Genomic DNA, 15,799 nt, shown 5'->3' on the forward strand with positions numbered 1-15,799 from the left:
TTAAAACTCCGTTAATTTGAAGTCAGGATTTTTTTGTTCGTAAGCTAAGTGTTTTCCTTCTACTGGTTGAACAAACTCAATATTGTAAGGGGTGTTTTCTTCAACTAGTTTGCGGGCTGCTACCGCTGATTCTGCTTCTACGTATAGGGCTTGAGTGTCCTCACGTTTTGGATTTCTGGTTTTTGTTACTTGATAAGTGACTTTAAAAATCATAATTTTCTCTCCTTATATAACTGCAAAATGCAGTGAATTTATCTAAATAGGCTAAAACTTAAATTCAATTGTTGTGATAGTGCTAACCATACAAAATAAAGGGCTTGATTTGCCCTGTAAGTTGGTTTATTCGGTAATCAGATAGGCCTTTAGTTATAAGTCTAGCTAATTAAAAAAACAGAAAGATACCATTGTTAAAAATTAAGATGAAATTAGTGTTAACGATATTTTTAATAACAGACTCCACTAAGTTGTTATTTTTTCCCGAACAGGTGGCTGTGTTTTAATCACAACATTGTAAGTGTATTTTACCATAATTTTTGAACGAAGTATAGAAAGTAAATCATTCTAAAGGTATCAAATGGGAAGAATCGCTGAAATTGAGACAACTAAGAGAGATTCGATAATAAAAAAGCGTTTATTTTTAATTGATCAACAAGTTTTTATGAATAGTTTGTTTAAATAGCTATTGATTAAAGCAAAAAAATCTGACATAATAGCAAAAATTATGGTATAGTGAAATTATTCAATTTTTTTGTGTTTTATAATATTAAAACACAGTGGTTACGGGGAAAAGGAGATGATAAATTGAAATTAATGTGGCGTTACACGATGAAATATAAGGGATTGGTATTTTTAAATTTTTTAAGCGTGTTTGGCTTTATTTTAATCGAGTTAGGACTGCCGACGTTATTGGCAAAAATGATTGATAATGGAATCGCCGTGAATGATTTCGGTGAGGTTAAGTATTATGGCATGATTATGATTGCAATTTGTTTGATTGGTTTAGTCGCACTGATGTTTCTAGCTTATTGTGGAAGTAAGATCACAACAAGTATTGTGCGAGATATCCGTGACGATATTTTTGAAAAAACGCAATCGTTTTCGCATCGTGAATATGACCAATTTGGTGTGTCTTCGTTGGTAACTAGAACAACAAATGATGCATTTCAAGTGATGCAATTTATGCAAATGATCTTAAGAATGGGAATGATGACACCATTAATGTTCATTTCGAGCTTTATCATGATTGTACGAACTAGTCCTTCGTTGTCATGGGTTGTTTTTGCAGCCATTCCATTTTTATTGATTGGGGTTCTATTAATAGGAAAGAAATCAGAACCACTTTCTGAAAGTCAGCAATCCAATTTGGATGCCATTAACTTGAATTTACGTGAAAATTTAACAGGTCTACGAGTGATTCGAGCCTTTGTAAATGAAAAATTTCAAGAAAAACGTTTTAAAGTAGTTAACGATGCATATGCAACTGTTTCAAAAAAGCTCTTTAAATTAATGGCCTATGCGCAACCTGGATTTTCGGTTGTCTTTAACATTATTTTTGCCGTTGTTATTTGGTTAGGTGTAGGACAAATCAATACAGGTGATTTACAAGTTGGAAATTTAATAGCATTTATTGAATACATTTTCCACGCGTTATTCTCATTTATGCTATTTGCAAATGTCTTTATGATGTATCCAAGAGCAGCAGTTTCTGCTCACCGTATCGAAGAAGTATTGGCAACGGAGCCAGTTATTACAGAAAATGAAAATGGCATTACAGAAACAAAAACACATGGGTATTTAACTTTTGAAAATGTGACGTTTGCTTATCCTGGAAATACAGAAACACCGATTATTCGGGATGTTAGTTTTTCTTCAAAACCAGGTGAAACAATCGCCTTTATCGGAAGCACAGGAAGTGGGAAGTCAACCTTAATTCAATTGATTCCCCGTTTCTATGACGTAACGAAAGGTCGTATTTTATTAGATGGCGTGGATGTACGAGATTACAAGTTAAGTGCTTTACGCAAGAAAATTGGCTATATTCCACAAAAAGCCTTGCTATTTACAGGAACGATTGCTGAAAATATGCGCTATGGAAAATGGAATGCGACAACTGGAGAATTAGAAGAAGCGTCTGATATTGCTCAAGCAAAAGAGTTTATCTCATTAAAACCAGCTCAATACGATGAACTTTTAGCAGAAGGTGGAAGCAATATGTCTGGTGGTCAAAAGCAACGTTTGTCCATTGCACGGGCAATTGTTAAAAAACCAGATGTTTATATTTTTGATGATAGTTTTTCTGCGTTAGATTATCAAACAGATGCAAAATTGCGAGCGCGTTTAAAATCTGAAACAAAAGAAGCAACTGTACTAATTGTAGCACAACGTGTGGGAACGATTATGCACGCAGATAAAATTCTCGTCTTAAATGAAGGGGAAGTTATCGGCATGGGTACCCACAAAGAGTTATTAAAAACATGTGACGTTTATTATGATATCGCCGCTTCACAATTATCGAAGGAGGAGTTAGCATGAGAGAATCCATTCAATCAATTAAACGCTTAAGTGCTTATGTAAAACCCTATAAAATTGGTTTTATTTCAGCTATCCTTCTTACGATTATTTGTATGATGGCCAATGCTTTACAGCCTTTTATTATGGGGCTGATTATTACGGAAGTAGGAAACAATATCAAAGATATCGCAAATCATGTACCAGCAGCAGCGGTTAACTTCCCCTATGTTCAAAAAGTGATTTTATACATGTTGGGGGCCGCAGCGATTTATCAAATTACAATGTTGTCAGCGAGTTTCATTATGACGAATGTTGTTCAACATACGATGCGTGATTTAAGAAGTGATATTGACAATAAAATCAATCGCTTGCCAGTTTCTTATTTTGATAAAAATCAACAAGGGAATATTTTAAGTCGAGTGACGAATGATGTGGATGCGATTAGTAATGCAATGCAGCAAAGCTTGATTCAAATTGTGAATTCAGTGATGGGAATCGTATTTGCAGTTGGAATGATGTTATATATTTCTATTCCATTAGCGATTATTATCTTGTTGATTATTCCGACTTCGATTTTTATTTCAAAAGCAGTTGTCAAAAAATCACAACCTTATTTTAAAGGCCAACAAAAAGCGTTAGGTGAACTAAATGGTTTTGTTCAAGAAAGTTATAGCGGTTTTTCGGTCATTAAATTATATGGTAAAGAAGCGGATACGTTATCCAATTTTAAAGAAATTAACCATAAATTAGCGGGGTTTGGTTTTAAAGCAGCCTTTGTTTCAGGTTTAATGATGCCATTAGTCGGTTTAGCTTCAAATTTAGCTTATGTTGGAATTGCCGTTTTTGGTGGTTATTCTGTTATTCAAGGAATGCTAACTTTAGGGAATTTACAAGCATTCACTCAATATATTTGGCAAATCAATCAACCCATTTCACAAATCACACAGTTGTCTGGTGTCTTACAAAGTGCAGCCGCCGCAACCGGTCGAGTTTTTGAAATTTTAGATGAGCCAGAAGAAAAACCAGATTTAGTTCAATACCCTTTACCTGAAAAAGTTCGGGGGGATGTGACTTTTGAACATGTTGGATTTGGTTATGATAAAAAAAATCCATTGATTACAGATTTAAATGTGGAAGTAAAAAGCGGTCAAACAGTTGCAATTGTTGGTCCAACTGGGGCAGGGAAAACAACCTTGATTAATTTACTAATGCGTTTTTACGATGTGGATCATGGCGCTATAAAAATTGATGGCATCGACACAAAAGAGATGTCACGAGCGGATGTTCGATCTCAATTTGGTATGGTGTTGCAAGATGCTTGGTTGTATAATGCGAGTATTTCAGATAATATTCGGTTTGGTAAGCTTGATGCGACTGAGTATGAAGTGGTGGATGCAGCTAAAACAGCCAATGTGGATCATTTTATTCGTACGTTACCGGATGGATATGATATGGTGTTAAACCAAGAAGCATCCAATATTTCACTAGGACAAAAGCAATTGCTAACAATTGCACGAGCTATCATTTCTGATCCTAAAATTCTCATTTTAGATGAAGCGACGAGTTCTGTGGATACACGTTTAGAAGCGTTGATACAAAAAGCGATGAAGCGCGTAATGGAAGGCAGAACAAGTTTTGTAATTGCCCACCGTTTATCAACTATTCGTGATGCTGATTTAATCCTTGTAATGAATCAAGGAGAGATTATCGAACAAGGAACTCATGAAAGCCTCTTAGCTGAGGGTGGTTTCTATGAAAAATTATACAATAGCCAATTCAGTGAAGAAGCAGAATAGTAAAAAGGCAACCTTAACAGGTTGTCTTTTTTGTTTTAAACCACTTTAGTATTCTTTTTTTTATTCATGTAGTAAACTGAATTGGCAAGGAAAGCGAGGAATAGAAAATGGAAATGAGAGAATGGATTAAGCAAGAGTTACAAAAATTAGTAAAAGGTGACCAAGATCAGTTTATTGTAGATGCTACAATTGAATATATAAATGAATTAAATTCAGATAATGAGAGCTTACAAGTTGCTTTAGAAGGTGAGATTTGGAGTCCTAAAAAATGGAGCCATCCTCGTTAAGAAACAAAAAAAGAAATTCAATTTCGTTGAATTTCTTTTTTTGTTTTGCACTTTGCTTCAATTATCGGTAAACTAAAAGGGGTAAAGAAGAGTTGAAAGTAGGAGAGAAGCAAATGAACAAAAAAATGATTTTTTTTGATATTGATGGTACGTTGTTGAATGAGAATAAAGAAGTTTTAGCTAGTACGAGGGATGCTTTGAAAACGCTTAAAAATAATGGACATGAGCTTGCAATTGCGACAGGTAGAAATTTATTCTTAGCACAAAAAGTAATTGAAGAGTTGGATTTTAATAGTTATATTGTATGTAACGGAGCAGCTGGTTATTATCATCATGAATTAGTCTTTGAAAATTCGTTAGATCCAGGGGCATATGAAGAACTGTTACAAGTAGCCGATTTGCAAGGACATCAAATTGTCTATCAATCAGCTGACCTTTTAAGAAGTCGTGATGAAGTCAGTAAAAAATCGATTGAAGAAGCGATGAATAGCATAGATTTTGGCGTTCCAGACTATGACCGTGAATTCTATCAGTCAAATAAGTTGTACCAAAGTTTGATTTTTTATTCAGAATTAGAAAAAAAGCATTATGAACAAGGGCAATTTCCTAAGTTTCGTTTTGTGCGTTGGCACGATGTGGGAGTAGATATTTTGCCTTATGATGGTTCTAAGGCGAATACAGCTTTAAAAATTGCTGAAATGCAAGGCTTCTCAGTAGAAGATACGATTGCTTTTGGTGATGGTTTAAATGATTTGGAATTGTTAACGATGGTCGGAACAGGGGTTGCGATGGGAAATGCTGTAGAACCAGTAAAATCACAAGCAACTTACGTAACCGATAATTGCAATGAAGATGGGATTGCAAAAGCGTTGACAAAGTTAGACTTAATTTAATGTGGCAATAAAAAACGACGATTTCCCTTTCACGGTAGAAATCGTCGTTTTTATTCTTTTTTAGTTGCGATAAGAACTAGATTGATATCCACGTTTATTAGCCCTCCACATAGTCTTGGATCGTTATGGGTTCATAGTCAAAAGCTGTTTTACTACGATAGTGATGGTAATAAGAAGCGAATGGATGACGAGAAATACCCATCCAAGGTTTTTCATGCCCGCAAAAATGAATAATACTTGGACTTTTTCTGGCTTCGCGATACTGTAAGTGGCCTAGTAATGTCGGGTGAACTTTTTCCTTTAACATCATATAGGTTTGAGCATTCCATTTTGGATGAAGTGGCGTCCAACGATCATGCAAAATGGCATTTAAAGCATCTTGATCGTGAAATTTTAATTTTTTAGGAAAATCATGGGCAAATTGTAACACTTTTTCTGAAATTTGTTCTTGACGCCATTTTTCTAAATCTAGGACCATTAAACCAGAGTTGAAATAGCGACTAGATTGAAATGGAATTCCCATAGTTTCAAGTCGATGATGAAACCCAGCATCTTCAACAGCCCCTAATAAATGTTCTTCTAAATCCATTCCCCATAATTCTTCGATAGAATCCATTACCAACATATCACAGTCAAGGTAGATAATACGTTCCACGTCTGGATCTGTAATTAAATTGGGTATCGCAATACGATAGTATGCTGTTTGAGGGATTCGGTTGCTTTCCACCATATTTTCAAAAAGGCTGGCGTCTACTGAAATATAAGAAATAACCGCTTTATTGTATGAACTAATGGTTCGATTTAAAAGAAGTTTCGAACGCAAACTAAGTCCATCGTCAATGATATAAAAATGAAAAGGAGCATTATTTTTATCTAATAAGGAACAAAGTAATGTTGCTAAGTGAGGAGCAAAATTTTCATTTGTTGAAGAAACAATTGAGATAGGTTTATCATGATTCGTTAATGTTGTCATAGTATTTCCTCCGTCTCTTTAGTTTGGTACATATTTTTTTTGAAAGGTCCTGCTTGAAGTTGTGCTAAATATGCTTGAGTGTATGGGTGACCTTGAAGGGTGTTCCAAGGTTTGTCGTGTCCAGTGAAGTGAATGATTGAAGGGAGTGTGATGGCTTCTTCATAAGTTTTTGCGTAATGCGCATCGGGGGCATTGTGTTTTCTGAAAATAAGAGAAGTTTGCATGTTCCATTTTGGATGAAGGGGAAACCAATTTTCATAAAGAGTGGCATTTAGAGCATCTTGGTCATGATAGATGATTTTATCGGGGAAGTTAGTCAAATAGTCAATCGTCTTTTTTGTGATATGATTTTTGCGCCATTGTTGGAGCTGAATTAAGAGTGTACCGGAATTAAAATAATAATCGTTTGTTGTGATGCCTAGACGAGCAGAAGCTTTAGCTTGTCCCGGATCAATCACAGCTCCGACGATAGCGTCTCCTAAATCAGTCTGAAATAGTTTTGAAATATCATCTAAAATCAGCATGTCGGCATCCAAGTAAAGCACTTTTTCATAGTCTAAATCAACTAATAAATCAGGAATAGAGATTCGATAATAGGCAGTTTGAGTTATATGATCGCTTTCCAAAAAGTTTTGATAAAGAGCTTTGTTAACTGAAAGATACTGAATTTGACCAAGTGAACTTAAGTGTTCTTTACTTTGTTCCGAAATATAATCGTCAATGATATAAAAAATAACAGAGTACTTATCAGGAAGATGGTTGAGTAATGACTGTATCATTACACCAAGGTAAGGAGCGTATTTTTCATCTGACGCGGAAACTATTGGAATAACGGTAGTGTTAGTCATTAGAATTCACCTCCATTTTTTTATTAAAATTAGATTAAAATTATTGGTATTTGTTTAATCATATTCTCTTTTAATGGTGAAGTCAACTTATACAACTTTTTAATCAGGTGTTTTTATTCTAAAAGTTCTTTTATAGTAGAATAAAATCGAAACTTGAGCAAAGATAAAACTATATAGAAGAACTTAACCGAAAGAAAATTATTTAAATAAAAAAAAGACAAAGCGATAAAAACGCTTTGTCTTACTTATTAAGAAATTACCGTTACATCATTTTCAACTTTGAATGGTTCTTGTGAATTAATATGGTCGTAGAACATAATGCCATTGATGTGGTCAATCTCATGTTGCACAACAATTGCTGGATAGTTTTTTAAACGAATTTTGTGAGAAGTTCCTTCAGGATCGAAGTAAGTCAGCGTAATTCGACTGTGACGCACGACATATCCAGGTACTTCGCGATCAACTGAAAGACAGCCTTCACCTTCTGCTAAGCAAGAACTTTGAACAGAATGGCTAATAATTTTAGGATTAATCATAATACTGCTAAGAATTGGCTCTGCATTTTGCTCATCACTAGGAATATGAACGGCGATAATCCTTTTTTTGATATCTAATTGTGGTGCCGCTAAACCAACGCCACCACGTAAATTGTATTTTTCAGCTAATTCAGGATCTTGGCTATTTTTTAAAAATTCAATCATTTCTTTGCATAAAATTTGTTCCTCATTGGAAAGAGGGAATCTTACTTCTTCAGCGATTTCTCGTAAAGTAGGGTTACCCTCCCTAATAATAGTATCCATTGTTATCATAAATCGTCACTCCTACTAATCTTGTTTAATTAAATTGCATCAATTATTTTCTTTCGTCTTATACATTTTAACAGTATTGGCATTAAATTGCACGAACTTCAAGAACAATTTTAATGAAATTTAAAGAGCATAAGGCAGTATTTATATGTAAGCGAAATCATTTTTTTAAACAATATATTCCTTTTAAAAATGAGTTTTTTGTGAGATAATAATTAAAATTTAACGTGACAAATTCTATTTAGGAGTGATTTGATGGGAGAAGCAAAACGATATATCAAAGCAGTTTATCAAGAAGTAATGGAAAGAGATCCACATCAAACTGAATTTTTACAAGCTGTCAAAGAATTTTTCAACTCAATTGAACCTGTTTTAGAAAGACATCCACGATTAATGGAAGAAAATATTTTGTCGAGAATCGTTGAACCTGAACGTATTATTCAATTTAGAGTTCCTTGGACCGATGCAAAAGGGAAAACTCAAGTAAACCGAGGTTTTAGAGTGCAATTTAGTTCAGCAATTGGACCTTATAAAGGTGGCTTAAGGTTGCATCCAAGTGTTAATCAAAGTATTGTCAAATTCCTAGGGTTTGAACAAATTTTTAAAAATAGTTTAACGGGTTTGCCGATTGGCGGCGGAAAAGGTGGCAGTGATTTTGATCCAAAAGGAAAAACAGATAACGAAGTCATGCGATTTTGTCAAAGTTTTATGACCGAACTTCAAAAATATATTGGTCCAGATACGGATGTCCCAGCAGGTGATATTGGTGTTGGAGGAAGAGAAATCGGTTATTTATTTGGTCAATACAAACGTTTAAATGGTTTCCATGCAGGTGTTTTAACAGGAAAACCAATTCCAATGGGTGGGAGTTTGGCAAGAACAGAAGCGACAGGTTATGGGCTGGTCTATTTTACAGAAGAGATGTTAAAAGATACAGGTAAAAGCTTTAAAAATCAAAAAGTAGTCGTTTCTGGAAGTGGAAATGTGGCGATCTACGCAATTGAAAAAGTACATCAATTAGGTGGAACCGTTATTGCGTGTTCAGATTCAAATGGTTATATTGTTGACTTAGAGGGTATTAAAATTGAAACAGTTAAACAATTAAAAGAAGTTGAGCGCAAGAGAATTTCAGAGTATATTGTTAAACATCCAACGGCTCGATATAACGAAGGAACTGTTTGGGAAATTGATGAAGAGTATCAAATCGCATTGCCCTCTGCAACTCAAAATGAAATCAACGGTACAATTGCTACTAAAATGATTGATAATGGTGTATATGCAGTGGCGGAAGGTGCAAATATGCCAAGTGATTTAGAGGCAATAGAGATTTATCAAAATGCAGGTATTTTATATGGACCTGCTAAAGCAGCCAATGCAGGTGGCGTAGCCGTTTCGGCTTTGGAAATGAGTCAAAATAGTTTACGTTTAAGTTGGACATTTGAAGAAGTTGATATGAGATTAAAAGAAATTATGACTAAAATTTACTTAGATTGTCGTGATACAGCCGCTGAATATGGCGTTCCTGGTGACTTTGTAAGTGGTGCTAATATCGCTGGTTTCTTGAAAGTATCAAATGCAATGATTTCTCAGGGAGTAGTTTAGAAAATAAATAGTTATTAACTAACTAAAGCTTTAAAAAAAGTTGTCACGATGAGTTTTATTCATTATTTTACGAGTATAAAATGGCTAATTAAAAAGTGAAATAATTTTTAAATATGGATAAAGGTCTTGACGAATCAATTTTTGAACACTATACTAAGCACGTAAAGAAAATTAAATACACGCTTCTGTTAGGTGAGGCTCCTATATGGAAATATGCTGCTGCCCAAAAACATCGAGAGATGCCAATGGGTCAACAAGTTTGATCGAATTAAGGTCATTTTTAACGTAGCTGATGAATAATCTACGCCATATAGTGCTAAAGCTCGATGATGGAGAAAGTATAAGTGGTTTATTTTGGTGCGCTTATCTTGTGATGTGATGGTTTAGATGAAACTTTCCAAGCACATACTCTGTTATTTGAGTATGTGCTTTTTTGTATGCATCTAGCAAAAACGGTTTTAATTTTCAATGGAAATCAGTTCAAGTAGATCTCTTGTTCTCTGGATTCCTAAACATTCAAAGCGAGGTGAGTATCATGAAAAGTACGACTAAAGCAAGTGAAAATAGTGACCCTGGAAGTCAGAAGTCGAAGGAAAAGGTGAATAAACCTCCTAGTGATACTGACCATTTAACGAAGTTGGATTGATTAGGAACTGTTCTTCTTTTCTTTTGACAAGAAATGGAGGCAAAGAAAATGATGATGAATCGAAAAAAACAAATTCAAATGGAAAAAAAATCAAAAGATAACGATTTAAAAAAATTAGCTCGTCTATCTGAAAAAAAAGTAATGATAAACTACCAATCAAGCCCAAGTGGATTAAGTGAACAAATGGCAAGCAAACGTTTAGCAGAATACGGTCCAAATGAAGTAGCAACACAAAGACCAACCCCGTGGTTTGTTCTATTAGTAGAAGCATTTAAAGATCCTTTTGTGTACGTATTGGCTCTTTTAATGGTTGTATCAGCGCTAACCAATGATTTTGAAGCAAGCCTTGTAATGGGTGTGATGATTTTATTGAGTGTTGGTATTCGTTTTATTCAAGAATATCGCTCACAAAAAGCAAGTTTAGCTTTAAAAGAATTAATTGAAACAACTTGTGGAATCACAAGAGACGGAGTAACGACTGAAATCCCTATCGATGAAGTTGTTCCTGGTGATATTGTGAATTTATCAACGGGGGATATGATTCCTGCAGATGCTCGTTTCATTTGGACAAAAGATTTATTTGTGAACCAAGCATCATTGACTGGTGAGTCAATGCCAGTTGAAAAATTAGTTAAAGTAGAAGAACCAACAGAAGAAGATACTGCTTTAGATTTAGCGAATTTAGCATTTATGGGAACCGATGTTTTAAGTGGACAAGGTCGAGCAATTATTTTAAAAACAGGAAATGATACTTTCTTTGGCGATATTGCGTCTAATGTTTCTGAAAAAAGAGGCGAAACTAGTTTTGATCGCGGAGTAAAAAATGTTAGTAAAGTGTTGATTCGTTTTATGGTTGTCATGGTACCTATTGTTTTTCTACTGAATGGTTTGACTAAAGGCGATTGGGGCCAAGCGTTCTTCTTTGCGATTGCTGTAGCAGTTGGTTTGACGCCTGAAATGTTGCCAATGATTATTACAAGCAATTTAGCAAAAGGTGCTATCAAAATGTCTAAGAAAAAAGTAATTGTAAAAGAACTCAATGCCATTCAAAATCTAGGGGCAATGGATATTCTTTGTACAGATAAAACTGGAACAATTACAGAAGATCATGTTGTACTTGTTAAACACGTTAGTCCAATTGGTGATAACTGTAAAAAAGTTCTAGATTTAGCATTTTTAAATTCTAATTATCAAACAGGTTGGAAGAATTTAATGGATCATGCTGTTATTAATTATTATGAAGAAAATAAATTGGCACAAAAAATAGGGCATGTTGAAAAAATTGATGAGATTCCATTTGATTTTTCTAGACGTCGTTTAACAGTAGCGGTCAATAATGAGGGTCATCAGTTAATGATTACAAAAGGTGCCGTAGAAGAAATGATGAAAATCTGTTCTCATGTGGAAATTAATGATGAAGTTGTTCCTCTAACTGAATCGTTGCGAGAAAAAATGTTGACAGTTAGTGTTGATATGAATCAAGACGGTATGCGCGTGCTAGGTGTTGCCTATAAAAAAGATGTTCATGATACAGCAATCTATAGTATTGCAGATGAAAATGAAATGATTTTAGCTGGTTTTATGGGATTTCTTGACCCAGCAAAAAAATCTTCCATCACAGCTATTAAATCTCTACATGAACATGGCGTAACGGTAAAAGTTTTAACTGGAGATAATGAAATTGTTTCACAAAAAGTCTGTAAAGATGTAGGGATTGAAGTAGGACAAGTTTTATTAGGCAATGAAATCGAAACGATGAGTGACGAAGCATTAATGGAAGCTTCAGAAAAAGTCAATCTTTTTGCTAAGCTAAATCCGATGCAAAAAGCACGTATTATTGCTCTTCTTCAGAAAAAAGGTCATACTGTTGGGTTTATGGGAGATGGAATCAATGATGCACCAGCTTTGCGAAAAGCAGATGTTGGCATTTCTGTTGATACGGCAGCAGACATTACAAAAGAAGCAAGTTCAATTATTTTACTAGAAAAAAGCTTAACAGTTTTAGAAGATGGTGTATTAGAAGGTCGGACGGTCTTTGGCAATATGATGAAATACATTAAAATGACAGTTAGTTCTAACTTTGGGAATGTTTTTAGTGTATTAGTGGCAAGTGCCTTCTTACCGTTTTTACCAATGCTTTCTATCCAACTTCTTGTTCAAAACTTGATTTACGATGTTGCTCAATTAACGATTCCGTGGGATCGAATGGACGAAGAAGACTTAATGAAGCCAGCTAAATGGAATACAGGCAACTTAATGAAATTTACATTATCGATTGGACCAATTAGTTCCATTTTTGATATTCTGACCTTCTTATTAATGTACTTTGTCTTCCATGCAAATACAGTAGGCAATCAAGCGTTATTCCACTCTGGTTGGTTCGTTATTGGATTGATTACTCAAACAGTGGTTGTTCATATTATTAGAACAAAAAAAATTCCGTTTATTCAAAGTATGGCCAGCATACCTGTAACGATTTCGACAATTTGTGTGATTGCGATTGCAATTCTAATTCCTGATACAGCTCTAGGTGGATTTTTTGATTTTGTTCCTCTACCAATGGCTTATTGGAAATGGATGGTTCTAATTGTACTTGCATATGGAGTTGCAGTTCAATTAGTTAAAACAATCTATATTAAAATTAATAAAGAGTGGCTTTAAAAAGAAGACTTTATCTTAGCTAAGATAAAGTCTTCTTTTAGTTACACCATATTATAGGAAGAAAGATGAATAGTTCAATTAGAAAATCATAGGGAAAATTTATGGTACTAAAAGAAATATAAAAACAATGTTGTTTTCTAAAAAGAAGGATTCGTTGATATTTTTGTCAGAAACGTATTATGAGAAAAATCTAATCAATATTTTTTTGATTGTGAAAACAATATCATGCGAGAGCTGTTTCATAAAATAATCGAAATAATAATACAGTTTTACAATCGGAATGTAACAGATTGAACTTGATTCAACGCAATTTGTTGAATTTGAGTAATTTTTAAATCTACAATTATTCTTTATTCTTCTTAAAAAAGTATAAAGTGAATGTTTTCACTATGATGGTGCGTTAGGTTGATTTTCTATGCTAACCCTAGACTTTTTACGATTTACAGACATCAAAAATGACCCGTATCCCTTGCATATCCTATGAAAGCGTGTTAAATTAAATGAGTAAAGAGATTACACTAATACAGTTTTAGTAACTGTATAAAACAGCATCTTACAAACAAAAATAGATTGTGATGAAGAGAGGAATGGTTAAAGATGGCTACAAAAAAGAATAAACCTGTCGATTTTGATGCATTACTACACGGCGTGAATGCAGAATTTCCAACAGTACAAATTTTAGATGAGGATGGGAAGATTGTTAATCCTGATTTAATGCCAGATTTATCTGATGAAGAGTTAGTTGATTTAATGTCTAAAATGGTATGGTCACGTGTGTTAGACCAACGTTCAACTGCCTTAAACCGTCAAGGACGTTTAGGGTTCGTTGCACCAACTGCTGGACAAGAAGCAAGTCAATTAGCAAGTCATTATGCAATTGAAAAAGAAGACGTATTATTACCTGGGTATCGTGATGTCCCTCAATTGATTCAACACGGCTTACCTTTAAAAGAAGCTTTCTTATGGTCAAGAGGACATGCTGCTGGTAACAAATATGACGCTAGCTTACAAGCATTGCCACCACAAATCATTATTGGTGCACAAATCGTTCAAGCTGCTGGTGTTGCTTTAGGTCTTAAAAAACGCGGCAAGAAAAATGTCGTTTTAACTTATACAGGTGATGGTGGTTCATCACAAGGAGATTTCTACGAAGGAATGAACTTCGCTGGGGCATACAATGCACCTGCAATCTTTATCGTTCAAAACAACGGCTATGCAATCTCAACTCCACGTTCAGTTCAAACTAAAGCTGTAACATTGGCTCAAAAAGCAGTAGCTGCTGGAATTCCAGGAGTACAAGTTGATGGGATGGATGCTTTAGCAGTTTACGCTGTAACAAAAGAAGCAAGAGAGCGTGCAATTGCAGGCGACGGTCCAACTTTAATTGAAACTTTAACTTACCGTTATGGTCCACATACACTTTCAGGAGATGACCCAACTCGTTACCGTACGAAAGAAACAGACGATATCTGGGAAAAACGTGATCCATTAGTACGTATGCGTATTTTCTTAACTGAAAAAGGCTTATGGACTGAAGAAAAAGAAAACGAAGTAATTGAAGCAGCAAAAGAAGAAATTAAAGACGCAATTAAAGAAGCAGATCAAGAACCAAAACAAAAAGTTTCTGATTTCTTGAAAAACATGTTTGAAGAACCAAACCAAACACTTAAAGAACAAATTGCAATCTTTGAAGCAAAGGAGAGTAAATAATCATGGCACAAAAAACAATGATCCAAGCCATCACTGATGCGCTTGCAGTTGAACTTGGCAAAGACGAAAACGTTTTGATTTTCGGTGAAGACGTTGGGAACAATGGTGGGGTATTCCGTGCTACTGAAGGCTTACAAGCACAATTCGGTGAAGACCGCGTATTCGATACACCACTTGCAGAATCAGGTATTGGTGGACTTGCAGTAGGTTTAGCATTAGAAGGCTTCCGTCCAGTTCCAGAAATTCAATTCTTCGGATTCGTATTTGAAGTAATGGATTCAATCGTAGGACAAGCAGCTCGTACACGTTACCGTATGAGTAGCACTCGTAACATGCCAATCACAATCCGCGCACCATTTGGTGGTGGAGTTCATACTCCAGAATTACACTCAGATAACTTAGAAGGATTGATTGCTCAATCTCCTGGTATCAAGATTGTTATTCCAAGTAACCCATATGACGCTAAAGGCTTATTGATTTCTTCTATTCGCGATAACGATCCAGTCGTTTTCTTAGAGCACATGAAATTATACCGTTCTTTCCGTGATGAAGTTCCTGATGGCGAATACACTGTTCCACTAGGCAAAGCAGCTATCACTAAAGAAGGTACAGATGTATCAGTTATCACTTATGGCGCAATGGTTCGTGAAGCGTTAAAAGCAGCTGAAAAACTTGAAAAAGAAGGCATTTCAGTTGAAATCGTGGATCTTAGAACAGTTTCACCATTAGATATTGAAACAATTATTGCTTCAGTTGAAAAAACTGGTCGCGTAGTAGTTGTTCAAGAAGCACAACGTCAAGCAGGTGTTGGTGCAATGGTTATGTCTGAAATTTCAGAACGCGCAATCCTTTCATTGGAAGCTCCAATTGGACGTGTTGCTGCTCCTGATACAATTTTCCCATTCGGTCAAGCAGAAAACATCTGGTTACCAAATGCAACAGATATTGAAGAAAAAATTAAAGAAGTATACAACTTCTAATTTATTTCCAAGATTAAAACGAATGCAATCACATCTCTGAGAGTTATGGATTGGTTGCATTTGTTTCATTTCTAAAGCACTTGAAC

12 protein-coding genes and 1 riboswitch are annotated in these 15,799 nt (G+C 35.0%); of the genes, 8 read left to right on the forward strand and 4 right to left on the reverse strand.

Annotated features, from left to right (window positions below; all coding sequences use genetic code 11):
- A complete protein-coding gene (locus BR52_RS03620; RefSeq protein ID WP_034569263.1) occupies nt 1–213 on the reverse strand; it encodes a DNA-directed RNA polymerase subunit epsilon in 213 nt (70 codons plus the stop codon).
- Between the two features lie 588 nt (nt 214–801).
- Here BR52_RS03620 and BR52_RS03625 point away from each other — a divergent pair.
- From BR52_RS03625 to BR52_RS03640, 4 genes are all read left to right on the forward strand, one after another.
- Entirely contained in the window at nt 802–2,532 is a 1,731-nt protein-coding gene (locus BR52_RS03625; RefSeq protein WP_034569266.1) for an ABC transporter ATP-binding protein, read from the forward strand.
- Complete coding sequence (locus BR52_RS03630) at nt 2,529–4,307, forward strand: ABC transporter ATP-binding protein (RefSeq protein WP_034569268.1); 1,779 nt, start codon at nt 2,529–2,531, stop codon at nt 4,305–4,307. Before BR52_RS03625 ends, BR52_RS03630 begins: the two co-directional genes overlap by 4 nt.
- Nucleotides 4,308–4,414: 107 nt before the next feature.
- Nucleotides 4,415–4,594, forward strand: a complete 180-nt coding sequence (locus BR52_RS03635; RefSeq protein WP_034569270.1) for a hypothetical protein — start codon at nt 4,415–4,417, stop codon at nt 4,592–4,594.
- 113 nt (nt 4,595–4,707) lie between these two features.
- The gene (locus BR52_RS03640; RefSeq protein ID WP_034569272.1) at nt 4,708–5,487 is read left to right on the forward strand and encodes a Cof-type HAD-IIB family hydrolase; all 780 of its coding nucleotides are present in this window, start codon (nt 4,708–4,710) and stop codon (nt 5,485–5,487) included.
- 97 nt (nt 5,488–5,584) lie between these two features.
- Here BR52_RS03640 and BR52_RS03645 read toward each other — a convergent pair whose 3' ends face one another.
- From BR52_RS03645 to def, 3 genes are all read right to left on the reverse strand, one after another.
- The gene (locus tag BR52_RS03645) at nt 5,585–6,460 is read right to left on the reverse strand and encodes a glycosyltransferase family 8 protein (RefSeq protein ID WP_051915620.1); all 876 of its coding nucleotides are present in this window, start codon (nt 6,458–6,460) and stop codon (nt 5,585–5,587) included.
- Complete coding sequence (locus tag BR52_RS03650) at nt 6,457–7,308, reverse strand: glycosyltransferase family 8 protein (RefSeq protein ID WP_034569273.1); 852 nt, start codon at nt 7,306–7,308, stop codon at nt 6,457–6,459. The genes BR52_RS03645 and BR52_RS03650 overlap by 4 nt, the downstream gene beginning before the upstream one ends.
- Before the next feature lie 248 nt (nt 7,309–7,556).
- Complete coding sequence (gene def / locus BR52_RS03655) at nt 7,557–8,117, reverse strand: peptide deformylase (RefSeq protein WP_034569275.1); 561 nt, start codon at nt 8,115–8,117, stop codon at nt 7,557–7,559.
- 252 nt (nt 8,118–8,369) lie between these two features.
- Here def and gdhA point away from each other — a divergent pair, with 252 nt between their 5' ends.
- The 4 genes from gdhA (at nt 8,370) to BR52_RS03675 (ending at nt 15,713) form a co-directional block, all read left to right on the forward strand.
- Nucleotides 8,370–9,716: an NADP-specific glutamate dehydrogenase gene (gdhA, locus tag BR52_RS03660; RefSeq protein ID WP_034569278.1), complete on the forward strand. Its 1,347-nt coding sequence runs from the start codon at nt 8,370–8,372 to the stop codon at nt 9,714–9,716.
- A gap of 177 nt (nt 9,717–9,893) precedes the next feature.
- A riboswitch (M-box (ykoK) riboswitch) is annotated at nt 9,894–10,059 on the forward strand.
- Nucleotides 10,060–10,395: 336 nt separating this feature from the next.
- Nucleotides 10,396–13,023, forward strand: a complete 2,628-nt coding sequence (gene mgtA / locus BR52_RS03665) for a magnesium-translocating P-type ATPase (protein WP_301969886.1) — start codon at nt 10,396–10,398, stop codon at nt 13,021–13,023.
- Between the two features lie 597 nt (nt 13,024–13,620).
- Nucleotides 13,621–14,733 (forward strand): pyruvate dehydrogenase (acetyl-transferring) E1 component subunit alpha, encoded by a 1,113-nt coding sequence (gene pdhA / locus BR52_RS03670; protein WP_034569280.1) that lies wholly within the window; start codon nt 13,621–13,623, stop codon nt 14,731–14,733.
- 2 nt (nt 14,734–14,735) lie between these two features.
- Nucleotides 14,736–15,713: an alpha-ketoacid dehydrogenase subunit beta gene (locus tag BR52_RS03675; protein WP_034569284.1), complete on the forward strand. Its 978-nt coding sequence runs from the start codon at nt 14,736–14,738 to the stop codon at nt 15,711–15,713.
- Nucleotides 15,714–15,799 lie beyond the last annotated feature (86 nt).

The sequence above is a fragment of the Carnobacterium divergens DSM 20623 genome (assembly GCF_000744255.1).
GTDB classification, from domain to species: domain Bacteria; phylum Bacillota; class Bacilli; order Lactobacillales; family Carnobacteriaceae; genus Carnobacterium; species Carnobacterium divergens.